The 20,635-nt window shown below is 48.5% G+C and carries 17 protein-coding genes; 12 read left to right on the forward strand and 5 right to left on the reverse strand.

Annotated features, from left to right (window positions below; genetic code table 11):
- Positions 1-43: 43 nt before the first annotated feature.
- Positions 44-3,295 carry a YdbH domain-containing protein gene (locus SPK40_RS07460; protein ID WP_330959993.1) on the reverse strand — a complete coding sequence of 1,084 codons (3,252 nt, stop codon included), beginning with the start codon at positions 3,293-3,295 and terminating at the stop codon, positions 44-46.
- A 359-nt stretch (positions 3,296-3,654) separates the two neighbouring features.
- Between SPK40_RS07460 and SPK40_RS07465 the strand changes: the two genes are divergently transcribed.
- The 6 genes from SPK40_RS07465 to SPK40_RS07490 all read left to right on the forward strand — a co-directional run bounded on the left by SPK40_RS07465 (position 3,655) and on the right by SPK40_RS07490 (position 10,806).
- Complete coding sequence (locus SPK40_RS07465; protein ID WP_330959994.1) at positions 3,655-4,932, forward strand: NRAMP family divalent metal transporter; 1,278 nt, start codon at positions 3,655-3,657, stop codon at positions 4,930-4,932.
- Positions 4,933-5,104: 172 nt separating this feature from the next.
- Positions 5,105-6,532: a TolC family protein gene (locus tag SPK40_RS07470; RefSeq protein ID WP_248142391.1), complete on the forward strand. Its 1,428-nt coding sequence runs from the start codon at positions 5,105-5,107 to the stop codon at positions 6,530-6,532.
- Position 6,533: 1 nt separating this feature from the next.
- Positions 6,534-7,508: an HlyD family secretion protein gene (locus tag SPK40_RS07475; RefSeq protein ID WP_330959995.1), complete on the forward strand. Its 975-nt coding sequence runs from the start codon at positions 6,534-6,536 to the stop codon at positions 7,506-7,508.
- 4 nt (positions 7,509-7,512) lie between these two features.
- Positions 7,513-8,661: an ABC transporter permease gene (locus SPK40_RS07480; RefSeq protein ID WP_371929441.1), complete on the forward strand. Its 1,149-nt coding sequence runs from the start codon at positions 7,513-7,515 to the stop codon at positions 8,659-8,661.
- A complete protein-coding gene (locus tag SPK40_RS07485) occupies positions 8,658-9,830 on the forward strand; it encodes an ABC transporter permease (RefSeq protein ID WP_330959996.1) in 1,173 nt (390 codons plus the stop codon). Before SPK40_RS07480 ends, SPK40_RS07485 begins: the two co-directional genes overlap by 4 nt.
- Positions 9,831-9,912: 82 nt before the next feature.
- The gene (locus SPK40_RS07490) at positions 9,913-10,806 is read left to right on the forward strand and encodes a LysR family transcriptional regulator (RefSeq protein WP_305885165.1); all 894 of its coding nucleotides are present in this window, start codon (positions 9,913-9,915) and stop codon (positions 10,804-10,806) included.
- Between the two features lie 45 nt (positions 10,807-10,851).
- Here the strand turns inward: SPK40_RS07490 and SPK40_RS07495 are convergent, their stop codons facing one another.
- Positions 10,852-13,566 (reverse strand): bifunctional acetate--CoA ligase family protein/GNAT family N-acetyltransferase, encoded by a 2,715-nt coding sequence (locus SPK40_RS07495; RefSeq protein ID WP_330959997.1) that lies wholly within the window; start codon positions 13,564-13,566, stop codon positions 10,852-10,854.
- 338 nt (positions 13,567-13,904) lie between these two features.
- Between SPK40_RS07495 and SPK40_RS07500 the strand changes: the two genes are divergently transcribed.
- The 4 genes from SPK40_RS07500 to SPK40_RS07515 all read left to right on the forward strand — a co-directional run bounded on the left by SPK40_RS07500 (position 13,905) and on the right by SPK40_RS07515 (position 16,779).
- On the forward strand, positions 13,905-14,606 hold the full coding sequence (locus SPK40_RS07500; protein ID WP_330959998.1) for an SPOR domain-containing protein: 702 nt from the start codon (positions 13,905-13,907) through the stop codon (positions 14,604-14,606).
- Between the two features lie 245 nt (positions 14,607-14,851).
- The gene (locus tag SPK40_RS07505) at positions 14,852-15,883 is read left to right on the forward strand and encodes a D-alanine--D-alanine ligase (RefSeq protein WP_330959999.1); all 1,032 of its coding nucleotides are present in this window, start codon (positions 14,852-14,854) and stop codon (positions 15,881-15,883) included.
- Between the two features lie 97 nt (positions 15,884-15,980).
- Positions 15,981-16,160: a YhfG family protein gene (locus SPK40_RS07510; RefSeq protein ID WP_330960000.1), complete on the forward strand. Its 180-nt coding sequence runs from the start codon at positions 15,981-15,983 to the stop codon at positions 16,158-16,160.
- Complete coding sequence (locus SPK40_RS07515; protein ID WP_330960001.1) at positions 16,150-16,779, forward strand: putative adenosine monophosphate-protein transferase Fic; 630 nt, start codon at positions 16,150-16,152, stop codon at positions 16,777-16,779. The genes SPK40_RS07510 and SPK40_RS07515 overlap by 11 nt, the downstream gene beginning before the upstream one ends.
- 20 nt (positions 16,780-16,799) lie before the next feature.
- Here SPK40_RS07515 and SPK40_RS07520 read toward each other — a convergent pair whose 3' ends face one another.
- The 3 genes from SPK40_RS07520 to SPK40_RS07530 all read right to left on the reverse strand — a co-directional run bounded on the left by SPK40_RS07520 (position 16,800) and on the right by SPK40_RS07530 (position 19,114).
- Positions 16,800-17,768: a tyrosine-type recombinase/integrase gene (locus SPK40_RS07520; protein WP_248142382.1), complete on the reverse strand. Its 969-nt coding sequence runs from the start codon at positions 17,766-17,768 to the stop codon at positions 16,800-16,802.
- 108 nt (positions 17,769-17,876) lie between these two features.
- Complete coding sequence (locus SPK40_RS07525) at positions 17,877-18,395, reverse strand: ATP-dependent zinc protease family protein (RefSeq protein ID WP_248142381.1); 519 nt, start codon at positions 18,393-18,395, stop codon at positions 17,877-17,879.
- A 107-nt stretch (positions 18,396-18,502) separates the two neighbouring features.
- Positions 18,503-19,114, reverse strand: a complete 612-nt coding sequence (locus SPK40_RS07530) for an HAD family hydrolase (RefSeq protein WP_330960002.1) — start codon at positions 19,112-19,114, stop codon at positions 18,503-18,505.
- Positions 19,115-19,233: 119 nt separating this feature from the next.
- Between SPK40_RS07530 and yciH the strand changes: the two genes are divergently transcribed.
- Together yciH and SPK40_RS07540 are read left to right on the forward strand one after the other, a co-directional pair.
- Positions 19,234-19,557, forward strand: coding sequence for a stress response translation initiation inhibitor YciH (yciH, locus tag SPK40_RS07535; protein ID WP_330960003.1), 324 nt, complete (start codon positions 19,234-19,236; stop codon positions 19,555-19,557).
- Positions 19,558-19,717: 160 nt separating this feature from the next.
- Positions 19,718-20,404 (forward strand): type 1 glutamine amidotransferase domain-containing protein, encoded by a 687-nt coding sequence (locus SPK40_RS07540; RefSeq protein ID WP_330960004.1) that lies wholly within the window; start codon positions 19,718-19,720, stop codon positions 20,402-20,404.
- Positions 20,405-20,635: the final 231 nt, after the last annotated feature.

Here is a 20,635-nt window from a genome sequence, read left to right on the forward strand (position 1 = left end):
TTCGACCTTTTCAAGTCATTTGCAACAAATTTCAGCGCAAAATCTATTTTTCGAGACCAAGTTGCTTCACAAACATGCGCTCGAACTCAGAGGCATTAATTGTATTCAGCGTTTTGATCAGGGCCGGGATGTCATCTTGTATGTTCAGGTTGATGTTGACCGGTCTGCCATGCAGGAAGTCTGGGTTGTGGCCTTTGAACCTTGAACTGGCATTTAATTGACCATCCTTTGAATAGTCTATATCAATGGCAAGAGAGTCGTATTGATAATTTCTGAGAATCCCGGCGATGACTTTGAGGCTGTTGGTATTGCCCGATTCGATATTTTCGCCAATCGATGACTCTTGTTTATAGCGTAGAATACCGCCGGGACTTCTTGAAAATAAAGTACCTTTTTTGATGACGGGTTTGCCGTCTTCAATTTGAATGGGCAGCATACCGTCCAGCAATCCGGTAAGTTCGACATCTTTTGCGTTAAATAAATCCATTAATTTCTTAAGACTGAGACGCTGGATCCGCAAGGGAATCACATCAATATTCGTCAAAGAATGACTGGTCACCCCCTGGGTACTGAGATAGCCGCCCAATACTCTCGCACTTGCTCTGTGAAGGGCATAGTCAGGTTTACGGGTATCAAACTCGCCGTTCAGGGTAATGTCCTGAAATAAGGTTCCGGCAAAGAGCCAGCCGTTATGCACCGTCAGGGGATGACGACTCCGGATGGTGTTGTTGTAAATCAGGCTGGTAAACGACAGATTCAGATCAGCAAAATGGACATCCTTAAAACGACCATTCAGGTGCTCAGTGAAGACATCCAGTGAGCCGGACCATAATTGATTATCGAGAGTCAGATCTGCAATGACAGTCAGATTGCCGTTATTGAGATCCAGCCGGGCGGGAAGTTGAGGCAAGTAAAATTTCTGGAGACTTTGTTTTCCGGAGAAGGTTAAACGCTGGGGGAAAATCTGAAAGCGGGTTTTCCCCGTTGGTATGGCTGATGTGATTCTGAAGTGAAGAATCGGAGAACTTTTCGCTGTGCTGAAACGGCCTGTGACTCCTATTTGGTCAGGACTCGTGGTCAGTGAACCATGACTCCTGACGGCCGGGAAGGGTTGGGCATTCAGGCTGAAGGTCAGGTCGGCTTCATATTCACTGTTGAATGCCCACTGGTCTCGGGTCAGTTCTGCCCGGAGTCGATTCAGAATGAGCGTCAGATTTCCTGTGGCATGCTGAACTGGCTGACGTGTGCGTCGGGTCGTCTGCTTCGGCTCGACAGGGTGAGTACTGCTGAAATCTGCATTCAGCTCAAGGGGAAGCTGTTCAGTTTCAATGTGCCATGACGTCAGCGGTGCCTGTTCTGTCAGGGGAGAAGTCAGTCTGATTTCCGAAGCACTGAATTCAGGCTGGTTCAGAATGTTGTTCTGATGCTCAGCTGTGTCAGGCAAGGTGATACGCTCTGCGTGGGCTTTCAGATCAGAAATCGTCATTTGCAGAACATTCGTTTTTATCTGTGCCTGAATCCTTTGCGACATTTCAATGGATTGTGCCGTGACTGGCCCGATTTGCAGAAGCGGTGTAGCCGCCGTAACCGTGCTGCCTGCCTCACAATTGAGGGTATTCAGCCAGTCGTTTGACGGTTCCGGATAGGGGATGTGGCAAGTCAGCGCAGTCAGATCAATTTGAGTTTGAACGTCAGGACTTTTGCTTGAGAGAGCCAGTTGTTCCTGCGCCGCAAGACTCATCAGTGCTTGTTCGGAATTCAATTGCAGTTCCCAGCGCCATGTCCCGTCATGCGTCATGTCTATCCGGCCTGAATGTTGCTCGGGACGATTGGCTTTTTTCGAAGGGGTGCCGTCGGGCCATGTAAAGGCAATGTGTTCAGGTCCCTGTACTTCAATCTGATAATGCCAGTCAAACGGCTCTGTTGTCTGAGTGGCTTGGGTTTGTGTGTGTTCTGAATGGATGCGCTCTGCTTTGACGGAAAGCGTCTGTGTTTTTGAATCCTCAACATGAATATCACTGATATTGAACTTGTGCATGATTTTAGTGACATTGTCACTTATGCATGCGATTTGCTGGGGAACATCCGAGGAAAATTGCCAATTCGCATCGCAGGCCAGCAGGGTGGGCTGTGTCTTTTCTGCTCCGGATGCATCCAGAAGCCGAAGTGAAAAAGAAGCGGCCTGATTGGCAGATGCCAGGAAACGTATATCAAAAGGCAATGCTGTGGTTACACCTGCTTTCAGCATTCCTTTCAGTGAAAAATGCGTGCCTTCCTGCGCTTTGTTCAAAGAGAGCTGAGCGTGTGACAGGTAACCCCGGATGGTCAGCAGATCAACATCAATTTTTTGCGCCGGAAGCTGATAGAGCAGTACGGCGAGTTGCCCGAGCCGAGGCTGAAACGGTGTCTCAGAAGCAGGTTGGCGGCTGAGCAGGAAAGACGGATTCCAGTCGATTCGTTTGGCACTGGCGGTAAGGCTGTTCGCGGGCGATGCGAGATCCAGCGTGATGCTCAACTGATCAATGCCCTCATCTGTTGTCTCCTGATTCTCGGTTTGTCCCGGTGTTATCTGCCTGACGGACATGTGGAAAGGCTGCGTTGTCTCTGTTTTTTGATAAGAAAAATTCAGGTCTTGAAATTCAGCCGGATACTTTTCAGTCTGGTTGGCTGCAGGAACCGGCAGGTTCATTACACCGCGACCCAGATGACCGCTGATCCGAAAGTCGGGCGACGTTGCGACTTCAATCTGGATATCCTGAAGACGTTGTCGGTAACCGGTGTCAGACGTCAGGGTGTGAAACAGGGTTTCGGCACTGTTTGCATGAAAGAGAAAACGCCCCTGAGTCAGCGCGCCCTGGCTGACGAATGAGACCTGCTCCAGCATGGCATCTTTACCGTTCAGATTCATTTGTCGCAGTTGGGTTCTGAATTGAGGTGAAGGCCTCAGTTTCATATGCTTGGCTTCAATCCGCCAGCGTTCTTGAGCCGAGTCCGAGAGCGTTCTGTCCTCACGGGAAGGGTTTTGTTTTGAAAGGAGAACGTGGCTGAGCTCAATTTTCGTTTCATGGATGTTGATCGTCAGCAGTTTAACCGACAGACCGTGCTGGGATAAACCAATGCCAGAAATGGCATGTAACTGAATGCCCTGTGCGGTCAGCCAGAATGTGGTCAGCAGGGCGATGACGGTGATGAGGCAAGCACTGATGGCGAGCGTCAGTAAGAACCCCCGCCGGATACGCCGCAGGTACAATCTTGTTCGGATTTGCTTGCCAGCAGCATGGTTGTCAGAGGACATATCGGCTCAAGCGTTGAAGACAGACTTATGGTGCTTTCTTTACAAGCATAATCCGAAGCTCAGATGAATGTGGAAATTTGAACGGTGTCATGACGATTTGGCACGTGAATTGGCGGGAATCAGAGGGCCGGGATTCTTATCATGCAATCAATCATTTACACCGATATTTTTTATCGTTTTTTTACGGCTTTCTTCGGTAGGAACTGATGCATACAGATCTCAAACCAGAATTATGTGCTTTATGTTGTTTATCGTTAGTGAATCGTATTGATTGAGGCCGGGTGAGGGGATTGCATAAATAATTTAAACCTGAGACAAATAAGTTCATTACTATAAAAAACTACAAAGGACGTATTTGAATGTCAGACACAACATCAAACCCGCCACAGGTCCGTCCGGGCAATGGCATCAAGCAACTGATTCGATCTTTGGGTCCCGGAATCATGATGGCTTCAGCAGCCGTCGGTGGTTCTCACCTGGTCGCATCAACCAAAGCCGGTGCGATTTACGGCTGGCAACTGGCTGCAATCATTCTGCTCGTTAATCTTTTTAAATATCCTTTCTTCCGAGCCGGCATTCAATACACCATGGGAACCGGTAAAAGCCTTGTGGAAGGATATGATGATATGGGACGTGGTTACCTGCTGGTTTTCTTCGTCCTCAACCTGATTTCAAGTATCGTCAATACTGCGGCGTTGCTCCTGTTCAGCGCCAGTCTGCTGGGCTACTTCATGCCGGGCGAGCTGCCTTTGTCTGTTTTATCTGCGATGGTACTGGCCGCTTGTCTGATCATTCTGATGGCTGGGCACTATAAGGCGCTGGATGGCTTATCGAAAGTGATCATGTCAGTTCTGGTGATTGCGACCATTTCCGCTGTGGTGATTGCGGCCGGAAATGGCAGCGTTGCGCCTGCCGACTATGAGGGCCCGTCAGCCTGGACGCTGGCGTCTTTCGGATTCATTGTCGTCATGATGGGCTGGATGCCGGCACCTATAGAGATTTCATGTTTGACTTCACTCTGGCTGAAGAGTCAGCGTCAAGAACAGACAGTCACGACGCGTTCGGCATTGTTTGATTTCAACGTGGGCTACATTGGCACTGCGATTCTGGCAATTGTATTCCTTTCACTGGGTGCGCTGGTGCTCTATGGCTCAGGCACGGAGCTGAAAGCATCAGGTATTGGCTTCTCGCATCAGCTGGTCAGCATGTATGCGTCTACCATCGGTGAGTGGTCCCGTTATCTGATTGCGGTTATTGCGTTCTTCTGTATTTTCGGCAGCACGATTACTGTGATTGACGGTTATTCACGGGCTCTGGCGGAAGCTCAGCTGCTGATTCAGAAAAAGCCTTTGGCACAAAATCGTTACATTAATGGCTGGATGATCATCGTGAGCGTGCTGGCAATGGCCATTATTCTGTTCTTTACTTCAGCACTTATGCCCATGATGAACTTTGCGATGGTGCTGGCGTTTATGACGACGCCTGTATTTGCGTACCTGAACTATCGTTTGCTGACCAGTGCCTCCTTACCCGCAGAAATGAAGTTAAGTCCGGGAATGAAATATCTCTCCTGGGCGGGGCTGGTTTATTTGTATGGTTTTCTTGTCGCCTTTATCTGGTGGAAATGGTTTATGTAATCATTTTTTCAATGATTGATGAAAGCCCTCTTGTGAGGGCTTTTTCGTTTGATATGCTTTAAAAACAGTATGTTGTGACATCACGTGAAAGAAATATGTGTGTGACGCTTGTGTTATAGAGTAATAACTCTAAAATGAACGCTGCCGTTCTTGAGGTATGAAGGATAAAAAAATGATAGTCAGCCCGCCCAAGGCTAAACCCTTTTCCCTTGCGTTACTGATCAGTGCTCTGTGTTTTCAGGCACAAGCCGCTACCGTGAGTTTTGATGATGCCTGGCAGCTCGTACGAAACCATAACGATGAACTGGCAGCTGAAAAGAGTAATGTTGAAAAAGCTGAACATTTGCAGGAAGCGTCTCGTGCATTGTCATTACCACGAGTCACGGTTTCGGCGAATTATACCTACCTGGATGCTCCGGTTGAGATTGCTCCTTCCGATATCATTGCCAGTACGCCTGCAGGCAAAAGTCAGGTGGCAAGCATGCTTCTGCAACAGAAACTGGGCTTGTCATCGGCACAGCTTGATGAATTGTTCACATCCCGCGTAACGAACAGAGACATTCTGACCAGCTCTGTCCGTGCGGTCTGGCCGGTATTTCTTGGCGGACGGATTATGGCTGCTCAGGACATTGCCAAGGGAAAGACGCAGGAAGCGAAGTACATGCTCGAAATGAAAGAGCATGCCAAGTTTGAAGATTTATCGAACTATTATTTTGGCGTGGTACTCGCTCAGCAAGTGATGGAAACACGGCAGGAAGCGGAAAAAGGGCTTGAAAGACATTACAAAAATGCGCTGAAAATGGAAGCACAAGGTCAGATTGCGAAAGTTGAACGTCTTCAGGCTCAGTCTTCTTATGACAAAGCCCGTGTAGAACGTCTGAAAGCACAACGGAATCTGGAAATTGCGCAGGTTGCTTTAACCAAGATGCTGAAATTGCAGACCCCGGCAACGCCCACCACTGCATTATTTGTGAATGAAAGTTTACCGGACATGATGACCTTCCTGAATCAAACGCTGAGTGATTATCCGGGGCTGCATATCCTGGATGCCAAGAAGCGTCAGGCTAACGGGGCATTGGATGCCGAGAAAGGAAAGTACTATCCGGAAGTTTTTGTTTACGGTAATTACAACCTTTATGAAGAAGATACGCTTGCCGCCAAAACCGCACCTGACTGGGCCATTGGTGTTGGTGTGAGTATTCCGTTGCTGGACTCGTCGGGCCGGTCAGACAAAGTGAAAGCCGCTCACAGTGCGATGACTCAGGTCAATTACCTGAGAGCCCAGGCAGAGCAGGACTTAACAGTGCTGGTGGAGAAAACCTATCGCGAGGCATCACAGGCGCTTGAGGAATATGAAGGTCTGGCTTCAAGTGTTGCACTGGCAGAAGAAAGTGTCTTCTTACGTGAAAAAGCCTTCAGTCAGGGACTGTCAACGTCTCTGGATGTCGTTGATGCTGAACTGTATCTGGCAAGTGTGAAAACCCAGCGTTTGTCCGCGGCTTATCATTATGTCACAGCGTTATCACGACTTCTGGCCGTCAGCGGCGGTATCAATACCTTCGACGAATATGAAAATTACAAAGGATTAAAGGTTAACTGAGATGAGCAAGTTGAAAACTCTTGCAGTGGTTCTGCCCGCTGTAGCACTGACAGGTTGGTTGGGTTACCGATTTTGGGACGCTTATCAGCCGCAACCTGAACGTCTGCAGGGACAAATTGAGGCCCAACAGTACAATATTTCTTCAAAAGTCGCCGGCAGAATTGATCAGGTTCTGGTGCGTAAAGGCGATAAAGTGAGTGAAGGTCAGCTGATCTTTACCATTCTCAGCCCGGAAATTGATGCAAAACTGGAACAGGCGAAAGCCAGCCAGCAAGCGGCAGGTGCTATGGCTGAGCAGGCAGAGAATGGCGCACGAGCTCAGGAAGTTGCGGCAGCTCAGGATCAGTGGCAGAAAGCGAAAGCAGCCTCAGCACTCAGCGAGAAGACTTATCGTCGTGTGAATAATCTGTACCGTGACGGGGTTGTTGCCGAGCAGAAACGTGATGAAGCCTATACACAATGGCAGGCTGCCCGTTATACCGAACAGGCGGCTTATCAGATGTATCAAATGGCGAAAGAAGGTGCCCGGGAGGAAACCAAGCGGGCAGCTCAGGAACAGGAACGTATGGCCGCAGGTGCTGTTGCAGAAGTGGAAGCCTATGCAGCCGATACCAAGATTTCAAGCTGGCACAACGGGGAAGTCAGCCAGATCTTACTGCATGACGGCGAACTCGCTCCGCAGGGTTTCCCGGTTGTAAATATCGTCGATCTGGATGATGCATGGGCTGTATTCCATGTGCGTGAAGACCGTTTGAAAGATTTTGCTAAGGGTAAAACGTTTGAAGTCCGCATTCCAGCACTGGGTGAGAGCCAGTACGAGTTTCAGGTGACGCACTTATCTGTAATGGGTGATTTTGCAACATGGCGGACCACAGATGCCCGGCAGGGATTTGATATGCGTACATTTGAAGTTGAAGCCAGACCAATTCAGCCTGTGGATGGATTGCGTGTCGGTATGAGCGTACTGGTAGACTGATATGTTGCTGACTGCTTTTAAAAGAGAATGCCGCATCATTCAGCAGGAGCCCTGGCTGAAAACAATGTTGTTTGTTTTGCCGGTATGCCTGTCTGTACTGGTTTGGTGGATCTTTTCTCAGGGGATTGCCAGAGATCTGCCGGTTGGTGTGGTGGATCTGGATCAAAGCCGTCTGTCTCGCGGACTGGTGCGATATTACGACGCCAGTCCGACGTTGGCTGTTACAAAGCAGTTTGCCAGTGTGGAAGAAGGCTCAGCTATGCTGCGCAACGGTGATATCTATGCGCTGGCGGTGATCCCTGAATCAATGGAAAAAGACACACTCCGCGGTGCTTCACCGTCCGTGACTGTGTTTAATAACGCTCAATTTATTCTCATTGCCAAACTGGTGAACAGTGCTTTTGTTTCGGCTCAGGCAACTTATACCGCTGGCATTGATACGATGAAGAAAATGGCTGGCGGGACAACGGTACCGGTTCAGGCTCTCGGACAGGCATTGCCGGTTCGTAATCAGATCATCCCGTTGTTTAACAGTAACTCGCACTATGGTCAGTTTCTGGTATCCGGAATCATTCCGGCGCTGTGGCAGATTTTTATCATCGCGACAACGGTGATGGCGCTGGCGGTTGAACAACGTCGCCAGGGATTGCTGCCCTGGCTGGCTCAAAAGCCAGTCACGCTTTTGCTGGGTAAATTGTTACCTTATGGGCTGGTTTTCATGGCTCAGGGCATGCTATTTCTCTGGGGGCTGTATGTGCTGATTGGCTGGCCGATGCATGGCAGCTGGAGCATCTTGCTGCTGGCACAGGCGTTCATGGTCATTGCCTGTCTGAGCATGGCAACGTTATTCTTTTTTGTGGCAATGGATGTGACCCGGGCGATGAGCTTTGTTGCCGGTTTTACGGCGCCGGCTTTTGCTTTTATGGGGATTACTTTTCCGGCGACAGACATGCAGACGATTGCTGCCGCCTGGCGAGCATTGCTGCCTGTCAGTCATTACATTGAGATTCAGGTTCAGCAGGTCGATTATGGCACGGGCCTTCAGCAGGCGATGCCACAGCTTCTGATTTTAACCACATTCATTCTGGCTTTTGGACTGGCGGTATTGCGTATGTTGTCCTGGCGTAAAGGCCAACTGGAGGCAAGGGCATGAGCTGGCGTCACATCTTACGACTTGAACTCAAGGCGATTTTTACGAACCCGGCGATCATCTTCACTGTTTTCGGTGGCGTACTGATTTATTCGCTGCTTTATCCGCTGCCTTATGCCAAACAATTGCCGCGAGAGCAGCAAATCGCAGTCGTGAACCTTGATAACAGTGCAATCAGCCGTAAATTGGTACGGATGGTAGACGCCACACCACAAGTGCAGGTGATGAGAACTGCATCGGGCCTTGAGGAAGCAAAGCGTTGGCTGCTGAATCGGGACGTGAAGGGAATATTGCTGATTCCGGAACATTTTCAACGTGACCTTTTACTGGGAAGCAGTCCGACTGTTTCTTTCTCCGGCGATGCGGCACTCTTCTTAGTTTACGGAACCGTCGTTGAAGGTTTAGCAACCGCGACAGGCACTTTGAGCGCCAAAGCGAAAGTTGCCCGCATGGTTGTCGAGGGGGACAGTATTGCTCTGGCAGCAGAACAATATTCCTCCGTGAAGCTGAGCATGCAGCCTGTATTTAACCCGACGATGGGGTACATCAACTATATTGTTCCCGCAGTATTCGTATTCATTCTGCATCAGACTCTGATCATTGGCTCTGGACTGGTCAGTGCGACGCAGAATGAAGCAAGGACACGCGGTGAGCACGGCTACTGGGACTCGCTCCCAGCCTGGAAAATTCTGTTTGTCCGTGTGACGTTATTTTCCCTCATCTATATTCCGCTGTGCGCCTATTATTTTGGTCTGAGTTTTGACACCTATGGCATCAGCCGCCTGGCATCCATAGGGGATATGGTTGCCATGACTTTGCCGTTTCTGATTTCAGTTGCAGCTTTTGGCGTTGTGGTTGGTGAACTATTACCGCGGAAAGAACTGGTCACTGTTGTGGTGGTATTGAGTTCTCTGCCGCTCGTTTTCTCCATGGGGTTTGTCTGGCCTGTTTCTGCACTGCCGGCTCCCGTGCACTGGCTGGTTCAGTTGGTTCCGGCGACGCCAGCAATCAATGGATTTTTGCGGTTAAATCAAATGGGTGCCAGTTTTGAGCAGATCAGTGGCTGGTGGCTTCAGTTATGGGGGCTGGCGGTATTCTATGTGCTCATCGCTTTTGGGTTGATGCTGAAGAAACGCCGACAATTGATGCAACCTTTGAAATCCATGCATTAAAGAAATGAGCTGATAGGTATTTTCTGGCGAGTGTGTTACAACAGCCTGTAATTCAAAGCTGTCATGGCACAGGGAAAACAAATTGAGCCGGTTATTATCATTTGAAGCATTAATGGTTCTGGATGCCATTGAACGTCGCGGCAGCTTTGCTGCGGCCTCTGAAGAACTGGGCCGTGCGCCGTCCTCACTCAGTTATCAGGTTCAAAAGCTGGAACAGGATTTGGATCTGGTGATCTTTGATCGCTCGGGCCATAAAGCTGTGTTCACTAAAGCGGGACGGCTATTACTGGAAAGAGGCCGGTTACTGCTTTCTGCAGCGGATGAAATGGTATCGGACGCGACAGCATTGGCACATGGCTGGGAACTTGAGCTGACAATTGCCTATGATGGTCTGGTGCGTCTGGATCTGATGTTCCCGCTTGTAGAAGGTCTGGCGAAGAAAAGTAAAACCCGTCTGAAGTTTCGGGAGGAAATTCTGGCTGGTTGCTGGGAAGCGCTGGCACAAGACAGGGCTGACATTCTGATCGCGCCACCGCCAAGTGTTGCTCCGCCGGAAGTGAAAATTCAGCCGTTAGGCAAGATGGATATTGTCTGGGTTGCTCACCCTGAGCATCCGATTCATCAGCACAAGGATCCGCTGGATCCTGTGGTCCGCCAGCAGTATCGCGGTATCGCTGTCGCAGACACCGCCAGAAATTTACCGCCGATTACACACAATATTCTGGAAGAACAGCCACTGCTGACGGTATCCAGCATGTACGATAAGCTCAATGCGCTTCGTGCCGGGCTGGGTATTGCGACGATACCGGCCTGCTTTATTCAGGAAGATCTGGCAGCCGGAACGTTGGTGACCATTGGTGATAATCCTGTCCGGGAGTTCGAACTGGTGCTTGCCTGGAACCGCAGCCGGATGGGGAAAGCGAAAACCTGGGCAATTCAGCAGCTTGAGCAATTGTGGAAAAAGAACCTGAATTGATCATATCTGTAAAAGGCTGACCTGAAGTTCAGGTCAGCACTGTCTTCAGTCGCTGGCGGCATTCAAATTTTCTGGTTGCAGCGGCAACAACAGCTCGGCTGTTTTATCTTCAAAATGAATCTCAACCTGGAATCCACTTTTTCTGGCCAGCGCCAGCATGCCATGATTTGTCGGCATGGTGATTCCGGTCATTCGCAGAGTCCCTCTTTGTTTGCAGTATTGAATAATGGTATTGAGCAAAATGCTGCCTAAACCTTGTCCTTTCAAATCGGAACGAATCAATACGGCAAATTCAGCTTCTTCATTGCTGGGATCGGATACCGCCCGGCTGACCCCGAGTATTTCCTGCTCCTCATGAGAGTCAGGGTCAAGACTCACGGCAATGAAAGCCATCTCGCGGTCGTAGTCAATCTGAGTCAGATTGGCTAAAGCTTCATGATTAAATTCACCCACTTCCGAGAAGAAGCGGTTGTATAAGTCATCATGAGAGACCCTGGCAATAAAGGCTTTATGGCCGGGCTCATCTTCCGGCCGGATTGGGCGCAGCAAAACGGGTGTTTGATCTTTCAGAGCTGTGAACATCTCCAGCTCTTTCGGGTAGGGCCGGATCGCCAGCCGCTCCTGAGTATCTCCGGTAAACGGCCGGATCGTCATTGACGCATCAATGACGGTCATGTCTTCTCCAGCAGCCAGCAGCGGGTGGATATCGAGCTCCGTAATTTCCGGGCAATCGATAATTAATTGCGAGAGCTTCACCAGCAGTTTACACAGTGCAGGGATATCCAGCCGGTCAGGCAGGCTGCGTTGTTTGATTTTGCCTGTTTTCAGCGCATTGATGACCAGATATCTTGCAAGCGCCATATTGAGCGGGGGAATCGCGACGGCTGCATCGCGATGAATGTCCCATTCCGCTGCTTCATCGCCAATCAGAATGACGGGGCCGAATATCGGATCGGGATGAACGGCAATACGAAGCTCCTGGGCGCCGGCACGATTGGCCATGCGCTGGACCAGTAACCCTTCTATCCGCGCTATCGGATAGTTGAGCGAAACCCGATCAAGAATGGCCTGTGATGCATTGGCGACTTCTGCCGCAGTTCTCAGGTGCAGCATGACCCCATGTACTTCTGATTTGTGGCGGATATCCGGGGAGCGCAGTTTGACTGCAACCGGGTAACCAATCTGCTCCGCTATGTGTGCCGCTTCTGCCGGATCTGAGGCAATCCAAGTCGGCAGGGTATGAAAACCATAACTTTCCAGAAGCGGTCTGACTTCATGGGTTTCCAGATGATCAATCTTCTCTTCGAGCAGTTGGTCAAGTAACTGGTGAACATGGCCCGGATTGCTTTGTGTCTCACCGAATGAGGATGGCGTTTCCATCAGCTGTTTCTGGTTCCGGCGGTACTCCACCAAATGCATGAAAGCGCTCACTGCACTTTCCGGCGTTCGGTAGGCCGGAAATCCTGCCTGCGTAAAGACTTGACGGGCTTTCTGAGCCTGTGTTTCGCCCGCCCAGTTACTGAGAATATTGAAGTGTGCTGTATGCGGGTGTTGCCGCAGCACTCTGATCATGTGCTCAGCCGTTTCTTTACTCGGAGCAATGGCTGAAGGGGAATGCATGATTAGCAACGCATCAAAGTCATCACTATCGAGCAAAATGCGTGTTGCGGCTTCGTAACGCATGATGTCGGCATCGCCAACGATATCGATCGGGTTCGACTGTGACCAGCTGGCAGGCAGAACTGCAGAAAGTTTATCGATGGTTTCCGGACTCAGGGTTGCCAGCTTACCGCCTCGCTCTGTCAGCGCATCCACAGCCATAATAGCCGGACCGCCGCCATTGGTCAGGATTGCCAGGCGCTCCCCCCGTAATGGGACAGCATGGGCCAGCGTTTCGACTGCAGCGAACAAGTCGTGTGTATTGTGAACCCGAAGCATCCCGGAACGTTTTATTGCAGCGTCATATACGGCATCCAGGCCAATTTCACCACCGGTGTGAAGGTGTGCCGCAGCGCTGCCGATTTTGGTTCTGCCGCTTTTCAGGACCAGGATCCGCCGATTCCTTGCCGCCGCCCGTGCCGCCGACATAAACCGGCGGGCATCCCGAATGGAATCGATATACAACAAAATTGCTTGTGTTTTGCTGTCTCGACAAAGGGTATCCAGCAGCTCAGCGAAGCTGATATCACAGGTATCGCCTAGTGAGATAAAAGTCGAAAATCCGATATTCTTATTTTTTGCCCAGTCCAGAATGGTGGTGCAGACAGCGGCCGACTGAGAAATAAAAGCGATGTTTCCTTTGTTGGCGGCGATGGGGGAGAACGAAGCATTCAGGTTGTGCCAGGGCAGGATCATCCCCATACTGTTCGGACCGATCAGGCGCATACCGTATGCTTTCGCAACCTCATGCATCCGGACATCTTCCGTGACACCGTCACCATCTAAGTCAACGTTCATCCCTGCGGCCAGCACGACGGCCATTCTCACACCTTTTCGGCCCAATTGCTCGATGATGTCAACGTTCCGGTGACCCTGGGTGCAAAGGATGGCAAGGTCCGGCACCCGAGGCAGGCTATCAATGTCCGGATAAGCAAGCACGCCCGCGACCGCGTCATATTTGGGTGTGACGGGCATGATGGGACCATGAAAATTACCGGACAACAGATTTTTGATCACGACATACCCGGCACGTTTCGGGTTGTCAGAAGCGCCGATGACGGCAACTGAACGTGGTTTCAGCAGAGATTCAAGTCCTTTCATTGCAAAAAATTCTCTCCGGTTGCCAAAAGCTGTGAATCCGTCAGTACAGACAAATATGCGTTCAATAACGGCTGGCAGATGATCCGCTGCTGTCAGTGTAATGGAATCTGGTTAACATTGTCTGTGGCTGATGCGTGAGTTGTGAAACGTCTTTGTCATTTTTTGTTTGTACATATTTATGAAAAGGTGGAAATTCAATAAAAAATCAACCTATTATTTAGGAAGCTTTGAACCTGTGATATAACGCCAATAATACAGCTCCCTGTATGGAGCGGGCTTGATTGGTATCAGGTCGGGGTGCAGAATCTTTTCAAGACAATAAATCAGGCACGATGATAATGAAAAAAATTGCCTTAATGGTTGCTATTACTTCAGCTTTAGCAGGCTGTGCGCTAGACAATGAACGTCAAACTATCGATGGCACTGTGGTACCGACGCTGGAAGAACAGGAACAGGCTGCATTGGCACAGCAGCCAGTAAATGATGAACCCGTGGCTGTGGAGCAGATGAATGGTCCGATTGAACCACTAACTTCAGGTGATATCGCCTTGAACGATGAGGTAGTGCCAATGGAGCAAGAAATCGCGTCGATGGCCGAACCTGCTGCGATAACGGCTCAGACTATGCCTGCTGTCAGTAATGACACAAAAGCTCAAAATGAAACAATGACCGAAGCGGCAACAGCGGCTCCGGCAGCGACTGTAACTCTGGTGGACAGCAGCAAGGCTCCTCAGGCCAATTATGAATTTGCTGCCGCGCCTGAGACTGGTTTCACTGTTCAGGTGCTGGGGTTAAGTCAGAACAGTGGTTTTGCACCTTATGTGGCTAAACTACCAGGTCAGCAGCCTGTGTGGATCAACCAGAAAACTTATCGTGAGAAACCTTGGTATACCTTGCTGTACGGTCATTTTAAAACCGTAGAGGAAGCGCAAGCAGCGATTCAGCAACTGCCAGGCGATATTCAGTCTTTCGGTCCATTTGTTCGAAGTCTGGCAAAAATCCATCAGTCTCCGGAACCTAAGCTGACAAAAGTTCACTGAAAATTGACAATCCAGAGCTCCTCCGCACGAGGAGCTTATTTTTTGTATCTTTAGCCCTTTTCGCGCAGAGGAATCCTGCCGATCGCTTGATGCCTGATGGATAAGATGCAATAGTTGATGCCCTGAATGCTGTTGAAGTTTTTTGTGAAATCAGTGTCTGTGAAGTCTGGTTTCAACGGCAATAATAAATTGATCGTCTGGCGGTTCCTCATGTGCCGGCAGGCAGCGATTGAAAAGGGATCAAGATGAATCCAATTCATGTTTTATTACTTTGTGGTGGCGGTAGTGCCGAACACGAAGTGTCTTTAGTTTCGGCTAACTTTATTGAACAGAACCTCCAGTCGATTGATGGCATTCGCTATATACGCATTGAAATGAAGTCTGACGGATGGTTTGACAAAGATAACCAACGCTGGCAATTGAACCTTGATCGCAGCATTCAATCGGATTCTGGCGAAAAGCTGTCTGTGGATTATGTGATTCCCTGTGTGCATGGGTATCCGGGCGAAACCGGTGATCTTCAGTCTTTATTAGAGCTGGTTGGTCTGCCGTATTTCGGGTGTGGCCCACAGGCAAGTACCAACTGTTTTAACAAGATTACCTCAAAATTATGGTTCGATGCGCTTGGCATCCCGAACACGCCATATGTCTTCCTGAGTGAACAGACAGAAGAAGCGTTCCAAAGTGCGGCAGAAGCACTTGAGCGCTGGGGAAGTGTGTTTGTGAAAGCCGCTTGTCAGGGGTCATCTGTCGGCTGCTACCGCGCGACAGATCAAGACAGTTTGAGAGAAGCGATCAAAAATGCATTCACCTTCTCTGATCAGGTTCTGGTTGAAAAAACAATTCGTCCCCGGGAGCTTGAAGTTGCTGCATACCAGTATGGTGATGAGCTGATCATAACCAAGCCGGGTGAAGTGACTTGTCCGGATGGCAAGTTTTACACTTATGAAGAAAAATACAGTGCAGATAGCCATTCAACGACTGTGGTTGAAGCGACGAATATCAGCGAAGAACAGGTTGAGTTAATCAGAGCCTATGCCCGAAAAGCATTTGTGCATCTGAAGTTGGAAGACCTGTCCCGAATTGACTTCTTCCTGAGTGAAGAGAATGAAATATTGCTCAATGAAATCAATACTTTTCCTGGAATGACACCAATTTCCATGTTCCCGCAAATGCTGGCTCATTATGGTCATCAATTTGCGGACTACCTGGAAAAAGCCATCAGGAAAGGCGTTCAGGAATCTGCTCTGCAATTTGTTCAGCGTTCTGAAGTGTAATCCTTAATCCCATGAACCTGCATTGATACGAACGCCAGTCTGACTGGCGTTTTTTTCATGGGCTGTAATACTCACTGAAAGACACCTTAAGCACTGTATGTTGACGACAAAAGTAAAAGCGGAGCGATTCAGGGCAATGCGCAGGCGCAACTACCGGGCCAGTTTAAAGTTAGAGGGGTTTGAGTTGGATGCGCTGTCTGTGACAGAACAAGCATCAGAGGTTGTGCTGACTGAAGAAGCGTTGATCGCGAAGCTGAAAAAAGCCTATGCGAGATAAGTATGGCGTTCAGCAGGATCCGGATTGTTATCCTGATTCTGTTGTGCTGATTAATTTGCTGAATATAGAAGATGAAGATGAACTGGCGCGTGCGGAGCGTGATTTTACCCGTGTGCGTGCAGAACATTTTGAGCCTGAATTCGGCTGTTTCCAACTGTCCTACCTGAAAAAAATTCACTTTATCCTGTTTCAGGATCTTTATGCATGGGCGGGACAGATTCGCCGTGTAGACATCACGAAAGGACAAACGCGGTTTTGTCACGCGAACAACATTGCAAGAGAAGCTGAACGTCTTTTTGATGCCTTGGCAGAAGAAGATTATCTTTGCCATCTGAATTTCGATGATTTTATTCGCCGGACAGCTCACTATTACTGTGAACTGAATGTGATCCATCCCTTCCGTGAGGGAAACGGCAGAGTTCAGCGCATTTTCTTTGAAATTCTGGCCTTAAATGCCGGCTATGAGATTTGTTGGGAAGGCATTAACCTGAAAGAGTGGGTGGAAGCGAATCAGGCTGGTTATTTTGGTGATCTGAAGCCGCTTGAAAGATTGTTCGAGCGTATCACTCAGCCAATTCAGGACCTTGCGCAGCCACAGTGGACTTCCGGACCAAGCTGACTGAGCGTATTTTCAATACATCACTTTTCCCAAGGCTTATTTTTTACATATTTTGCGATTTCAGTATCGTGCTTATCTTTGTTCCCAGCATACTGCGCCGGCATTGCCGGGCTCTTCCAACGTCCTTGTGCCTGAATATCATGAATTGATACACCGGCATCAGATAAATCTTTCACGGCCCCGACACGAGGCGACTGGCCAGAAAATATGGTGTCGTGGCTGACACCCAGTTCATCTCCGGCACGTCTGAATACGCGGTAAATTGAGGAATGGTCTAGCGGCTGATCGCCAATATTTCCGTGACGATCGATACGCCGGAAGACGTTTCCGGCTTCAATGATTCCGATGGTTAACCAACGTTGAAGCGCTTGAGAGGCGAGTGTGCTCAAGGCAATGGCGTGTTCTTTTACATTCAGGGTAATTAAGCCGGATGGGGCGATGTCCAGATGATCTACCGTCAACGCTGCCAGTTCACTCCGTTTCAGCATGGCTTCAAACATGATGGACCAAATCGCGAAATCACGGACATCTTTCGGTTTGGTTGCGAGTGAGAAATTCTCGGCAAGCCGCTGCAGATGGTCGTCCCGAAAAGCGGCTGCATTCTTATAGTCATCTTGTTTTTCGAGCCTGTACTTGTTCAGTACCAGGCGAACTTCAGTATGCCGGCAAGGGTCTGGGAGCGCGTGGCAACGATGAACCAATCCAATAGTGACGATGTAACGTTTCAAACTGGCCAGTTTTCGTTTCTGTGCCATGCGGTCTATGAATTCATGAACAATTTTGACGGTGGCTGGTAAGGGAGATGCGTGCCTCTCCAGGCAAAAGCTCAGGAAATGGTTCCAATCGTTCTTGAATGCAAGCAAAGTATTCGCTGAATACTGCTGATGAGTCAGAACTTTCCACACCTCAACATCTTCTATCGGTAAAGAGAAAGTTTGAATACTGCGCTGTTTTTCAGATTCGTTGGTTACCACAGGAATTTTTTTCATTCTGGCGCACTATAACTAAACATTGAGAATAAAATTACTATAAACAATACCGACCTGGAATCAAGTCGGTAAGTTAAAATTTTTATTAGCGAATCAAATGGTAGGGGGTTAATCGTCTTCGTCAGATTTCTCAACATCGACCAGATAGTCGCCCATTAACCAATTTCTGCCAATCAGTAATTTATATTCCAGCTTACTGCGGTTTCTTAAGTTCACGGATACGCGTTTATGTTCACCATTCCAGCTTAAATCCATTTTGACCGCGTAACGACGTTCAACGCCCTGCGCGTTCCTGATTTTACTGACTTTGACGATCTTCCCTTTGTAGGTTGCTTTTTCGCCTTTTTCATTCTCAGTGGTGAATTCGACCATGCTGCCAAGGTTTTCTCGCATGTCGTCACTTTTTTCACCTAGTACCCGAATGTTGGAAGCATTGATTGATGTTGTATTGGCGCCAGTATCAATACGAGCAAGGAACTCCATGTCTAAATCAGGAATCTTGATGGTTTCAACTTGCCCGACGATAGATTTCTTTTCCTGAGGTCTGCTTTTTCCTTCTTCAGCCAGAGAGAAAGGGCTGCTCAAAGTACATACAATTAACATGAGTGGAATCAATGCTTTATTCACAAAACCTCCAGAGAACACATGATCACATCTATGGGTACTATAGACATAAGCAGTCATGCTTAGTTCAGCTCAATGTTAAAGAGATAACTCAGTAAGCATAGATTCAGTTAACTTATCTTCAGTCTCAAAGCTGAGCGGATTTCTTGATAACAACTCGGGGTTGCTGAAAAATGAATCGCGTTGATCCCCAGTTCTCTGGCAGCCAGAACATTCGGTTCATTATCATCGATAAAATACGTCTCTTCCGGTATTAAGTCGTATCGATTCATAAGAAGCTGAAATATCTCAGGTTCCGGCTTTAAAAGAAGCTCTCTTGCAGACAGCAGCCCGCCATCAAACAAAGTTGAAAGGTCGTGCTTTTCGTTCAGAGTTTCGAAGAAAGCTGTGCACATATTACTGAGAAAATAAAGGTGAAACTCTTGCTCAATGAGCTCATCAAGTAATGTTTTGGATGCCTGGATAAGTCTCAGGCTGCTCTGGATATGATCAATAAAATCTTCCATTCGAGCTTCCGGAAAGCCAGTCCGGGCTGCAAACTTAGGTATGACTTCTGCCATCAGCATTGTTCCGCGATCCAATGCGAGCCAATCGGGATGTTGCAACACATTCTTGAGCAAAACTTCCTGCTCATAGTGAGAGTGAGTGAAGGTTTCGACCACTCTGTGTGGATTCCATTCGAACAGCACGCCACCAAAGTCAAAGATTACGTTACGAATCATATGAGTTTCCGTTAGAAGCCTATTTATTGATATTATTCGGGCTGGCACCGGTCGCAAACATCTGTATTCAACCTGATGACCGGGTCACATTTTTCAAGCAGTTATTGGGATCGAGTTCAATGAGTGACAACAGCCGATTAGTTTTTTCTACCGAAACAGGCCGAATCAAAGAAGAAAAAGCAGCACCTGAGCGCCCGAAAGGAGACGGTGTTGTTCGTATTCAGCGCCAGACAAAGGGAAGGAAAGGGAAGGGTGTTTGCATCGTTACCGGGTTGGATATGAATGACACAGAACTGAAGCTTCTGGCAGCCGAACTGAAAAAGGTCTGCGGCTGCGGCGGCTCAGTGAAAGATGGAACGATTGAAATTCAGGGAGATAAACGCGATTTGTTAAAAGCGACCCTGGAGAAAAAAGGGCATACCGTTAAACTTGCCGGCGGTTAATGCCTGAGTGAGATTGTGTTTTTGCTGGGACACTAAGTTTACATATTTCGTTTGGGTTCAGATGTTGAATTTGTCTGCTTTTCATGGCGGAAAGGTAGAGTTCTCGCTGAACCTGACTAATCTCTAATGGGTTGAAGACACTTCACTGAGGGAGATAACAATGAAAATTCTGATGGTGCTGACATCACATGATCAACTTGGAGAGACTGGGCACAAAACGGGTTTTTGGCTGGAAGAGTTTGCATCTCCTTATTACGTTTTTAAAGATGCGGGAGCCATATTGACGCTGGCATCTCCAAACGGTGGACAGCCGCCGATCGATCCTAAAAGTAACCAGCCGGATGCGCAGACAGATGCTACTCGCCGTTTTGGACGGGACGAGGATGCGAAGCAATGTTTGGCAAATACATTGAAATTAAACCAAGTGAATGCTGAGGATTTTGATGCCATTTTCTATCCGGGAGGGCACGGACCGCTTTGGGACTTGGCAGAAGATCCTGCTTCAATCGCCTTAATTGAAGCTTTTATTTCTCAGGGAAAGCCTGTTGGTGCTGTTTGCCACGCGCCAGCCGTTTTCCGCCATACTCAGTCTGAAAGCGGTAACTCTCTGGTTTCTGGTCGTAAAGTCACTGGTTTTTCTAATTCTGAAGAATCTGCTGTAGGACTCACGGAGGTCGTTCCATTTCTTGTTGAAGACATGCTCAAAGCAAATGGCGGTCATTATCAAAAATCTGAAGATTGGCAAAGTCATGTTGAAACTGATGGCTTGCTGGTTACAGGACAAAACCCGGCATCTTCTGATGCTTGTGCAGTAGCTTTAATGATTTTACTGAAATCAGGTCATTGATGGTTTTGAATAGGTCATTCATATGAGATTGAAGTACCAGGCAAACTGACATTTGCAGCAGAACTAAAATCACAGTGTGAATTACCTATTTTATGGTAAATCAGCGTTATGGTTAAATTGATGAGCCTCGAAATTCGGGGCTTTTTTATATCAAAAATATGAACATTCAGCTTTGAACACTGTTTTATTTGATTATAATGGCCGCGTATTTGTGTTGATATGCAAAATGGA

This window comes from Photobacterium sp. 53610 (genome assembly GCF_036409375.1).
Lineage (GTDB): Bacteria > Pseudomonadota > Gammaproteobacteria > Enterobacterales > Vibrionaceae > Photobacterium.

Coding starts and splice junctions, on each gene's coding strand:
- SPK40_RS07460 (WP_330959993.1), bottom strand. CDS start 3,295: ATGTCCTCTGACAACCATGCTGCTGGCAAGCAAATCCGAACAAGATTG.
- SPK40_RS07465 (WP_330959994.1), top strand. CDS start 3,655: ATGTCAGACACAACATCAAACCCGCCACAGGTCCGTCCGGGCAATGGC.
- SPK40_RS07470 (WP_248142391.1), top strand. CDS start 5,105: ATGATAGTCAGCCCGCCCAAGGCTAAACCCTTTTCCCTTGCGTTACTG.
- SPK40_RS07475 (WP_330959995.1), top strand. CDS start 6,534: ATGAGCAAGTTGAAAACTCTTGCAGTGGTTCTGCCCGCTGTAGCACTG.
- SPK40_RS07485 (WP_330959996.1), top strand. CDS start 8,658: ATGAGCTGGCGTCACATCTTACGACTTGAACTCAAGGCGATTTTTACG.
- SPK40_RS07495 (WP_330959997.1), bottom strand. CDS start 13,566: ATGAAAGGACTTGAATCTCTGCTGAAACCACGTTCAGTTGCCGTCATC.
- SPK40_RS07500 (WP_330959998.1), top strand. CDS start 13,905: ATGAAAAAAATTGCCTTAATGGTTGCTATTACTTCAGCTTTAGCAGGC.
- SPK40_RS07505 (WP_330959999.1), top strand. CDS start 14,852: ATGAATCCAATTCATGTTTTATTACTTTGTGGTGGCGGTAGTGCCGAA.
- SPK40_RS07510 (WP_330960000.1), top strand. CDS start 15,981: ATGTTGACGACAAAAGTAAAAGCGGAGCGATTCAGGGCAATGCGCAGG.
- SPK40_RS07515 (WP_330960001.1), top strand. CDS start 16,150: ATGCGAGATAAGTATGGCGTTCAGCAGGATCCGGATTGTTATCCTGAT.
- SPK40_RS07520 (WP_248142382.1), bottom strand. CDS start 17,768: ATGAAAAAAATTCCTGTGGTAACCAACGAATCTGAAAAACAGCGCAGT.
- SPK40_RS07530 (WP_330960002.1), bottom strand. CDS start 19,114: ATGATTCGTAACGTAATCTTTGACTTTGGTGGCGTGCTGTTCGAATGG.
- yciH (WP_330960003.1), top strand. CDS start 19,234: ATGAGTGACAACAGCCGATTAGTTTTTTCTACCGAAACAGGCCGAATC.
- SPK40_RS07540 (WP_330960004.1), top strand. CDS start 19,718: ATGAAAATTCTGATGGTGCTGACATCACATGATCAACTTGGAGAGACT.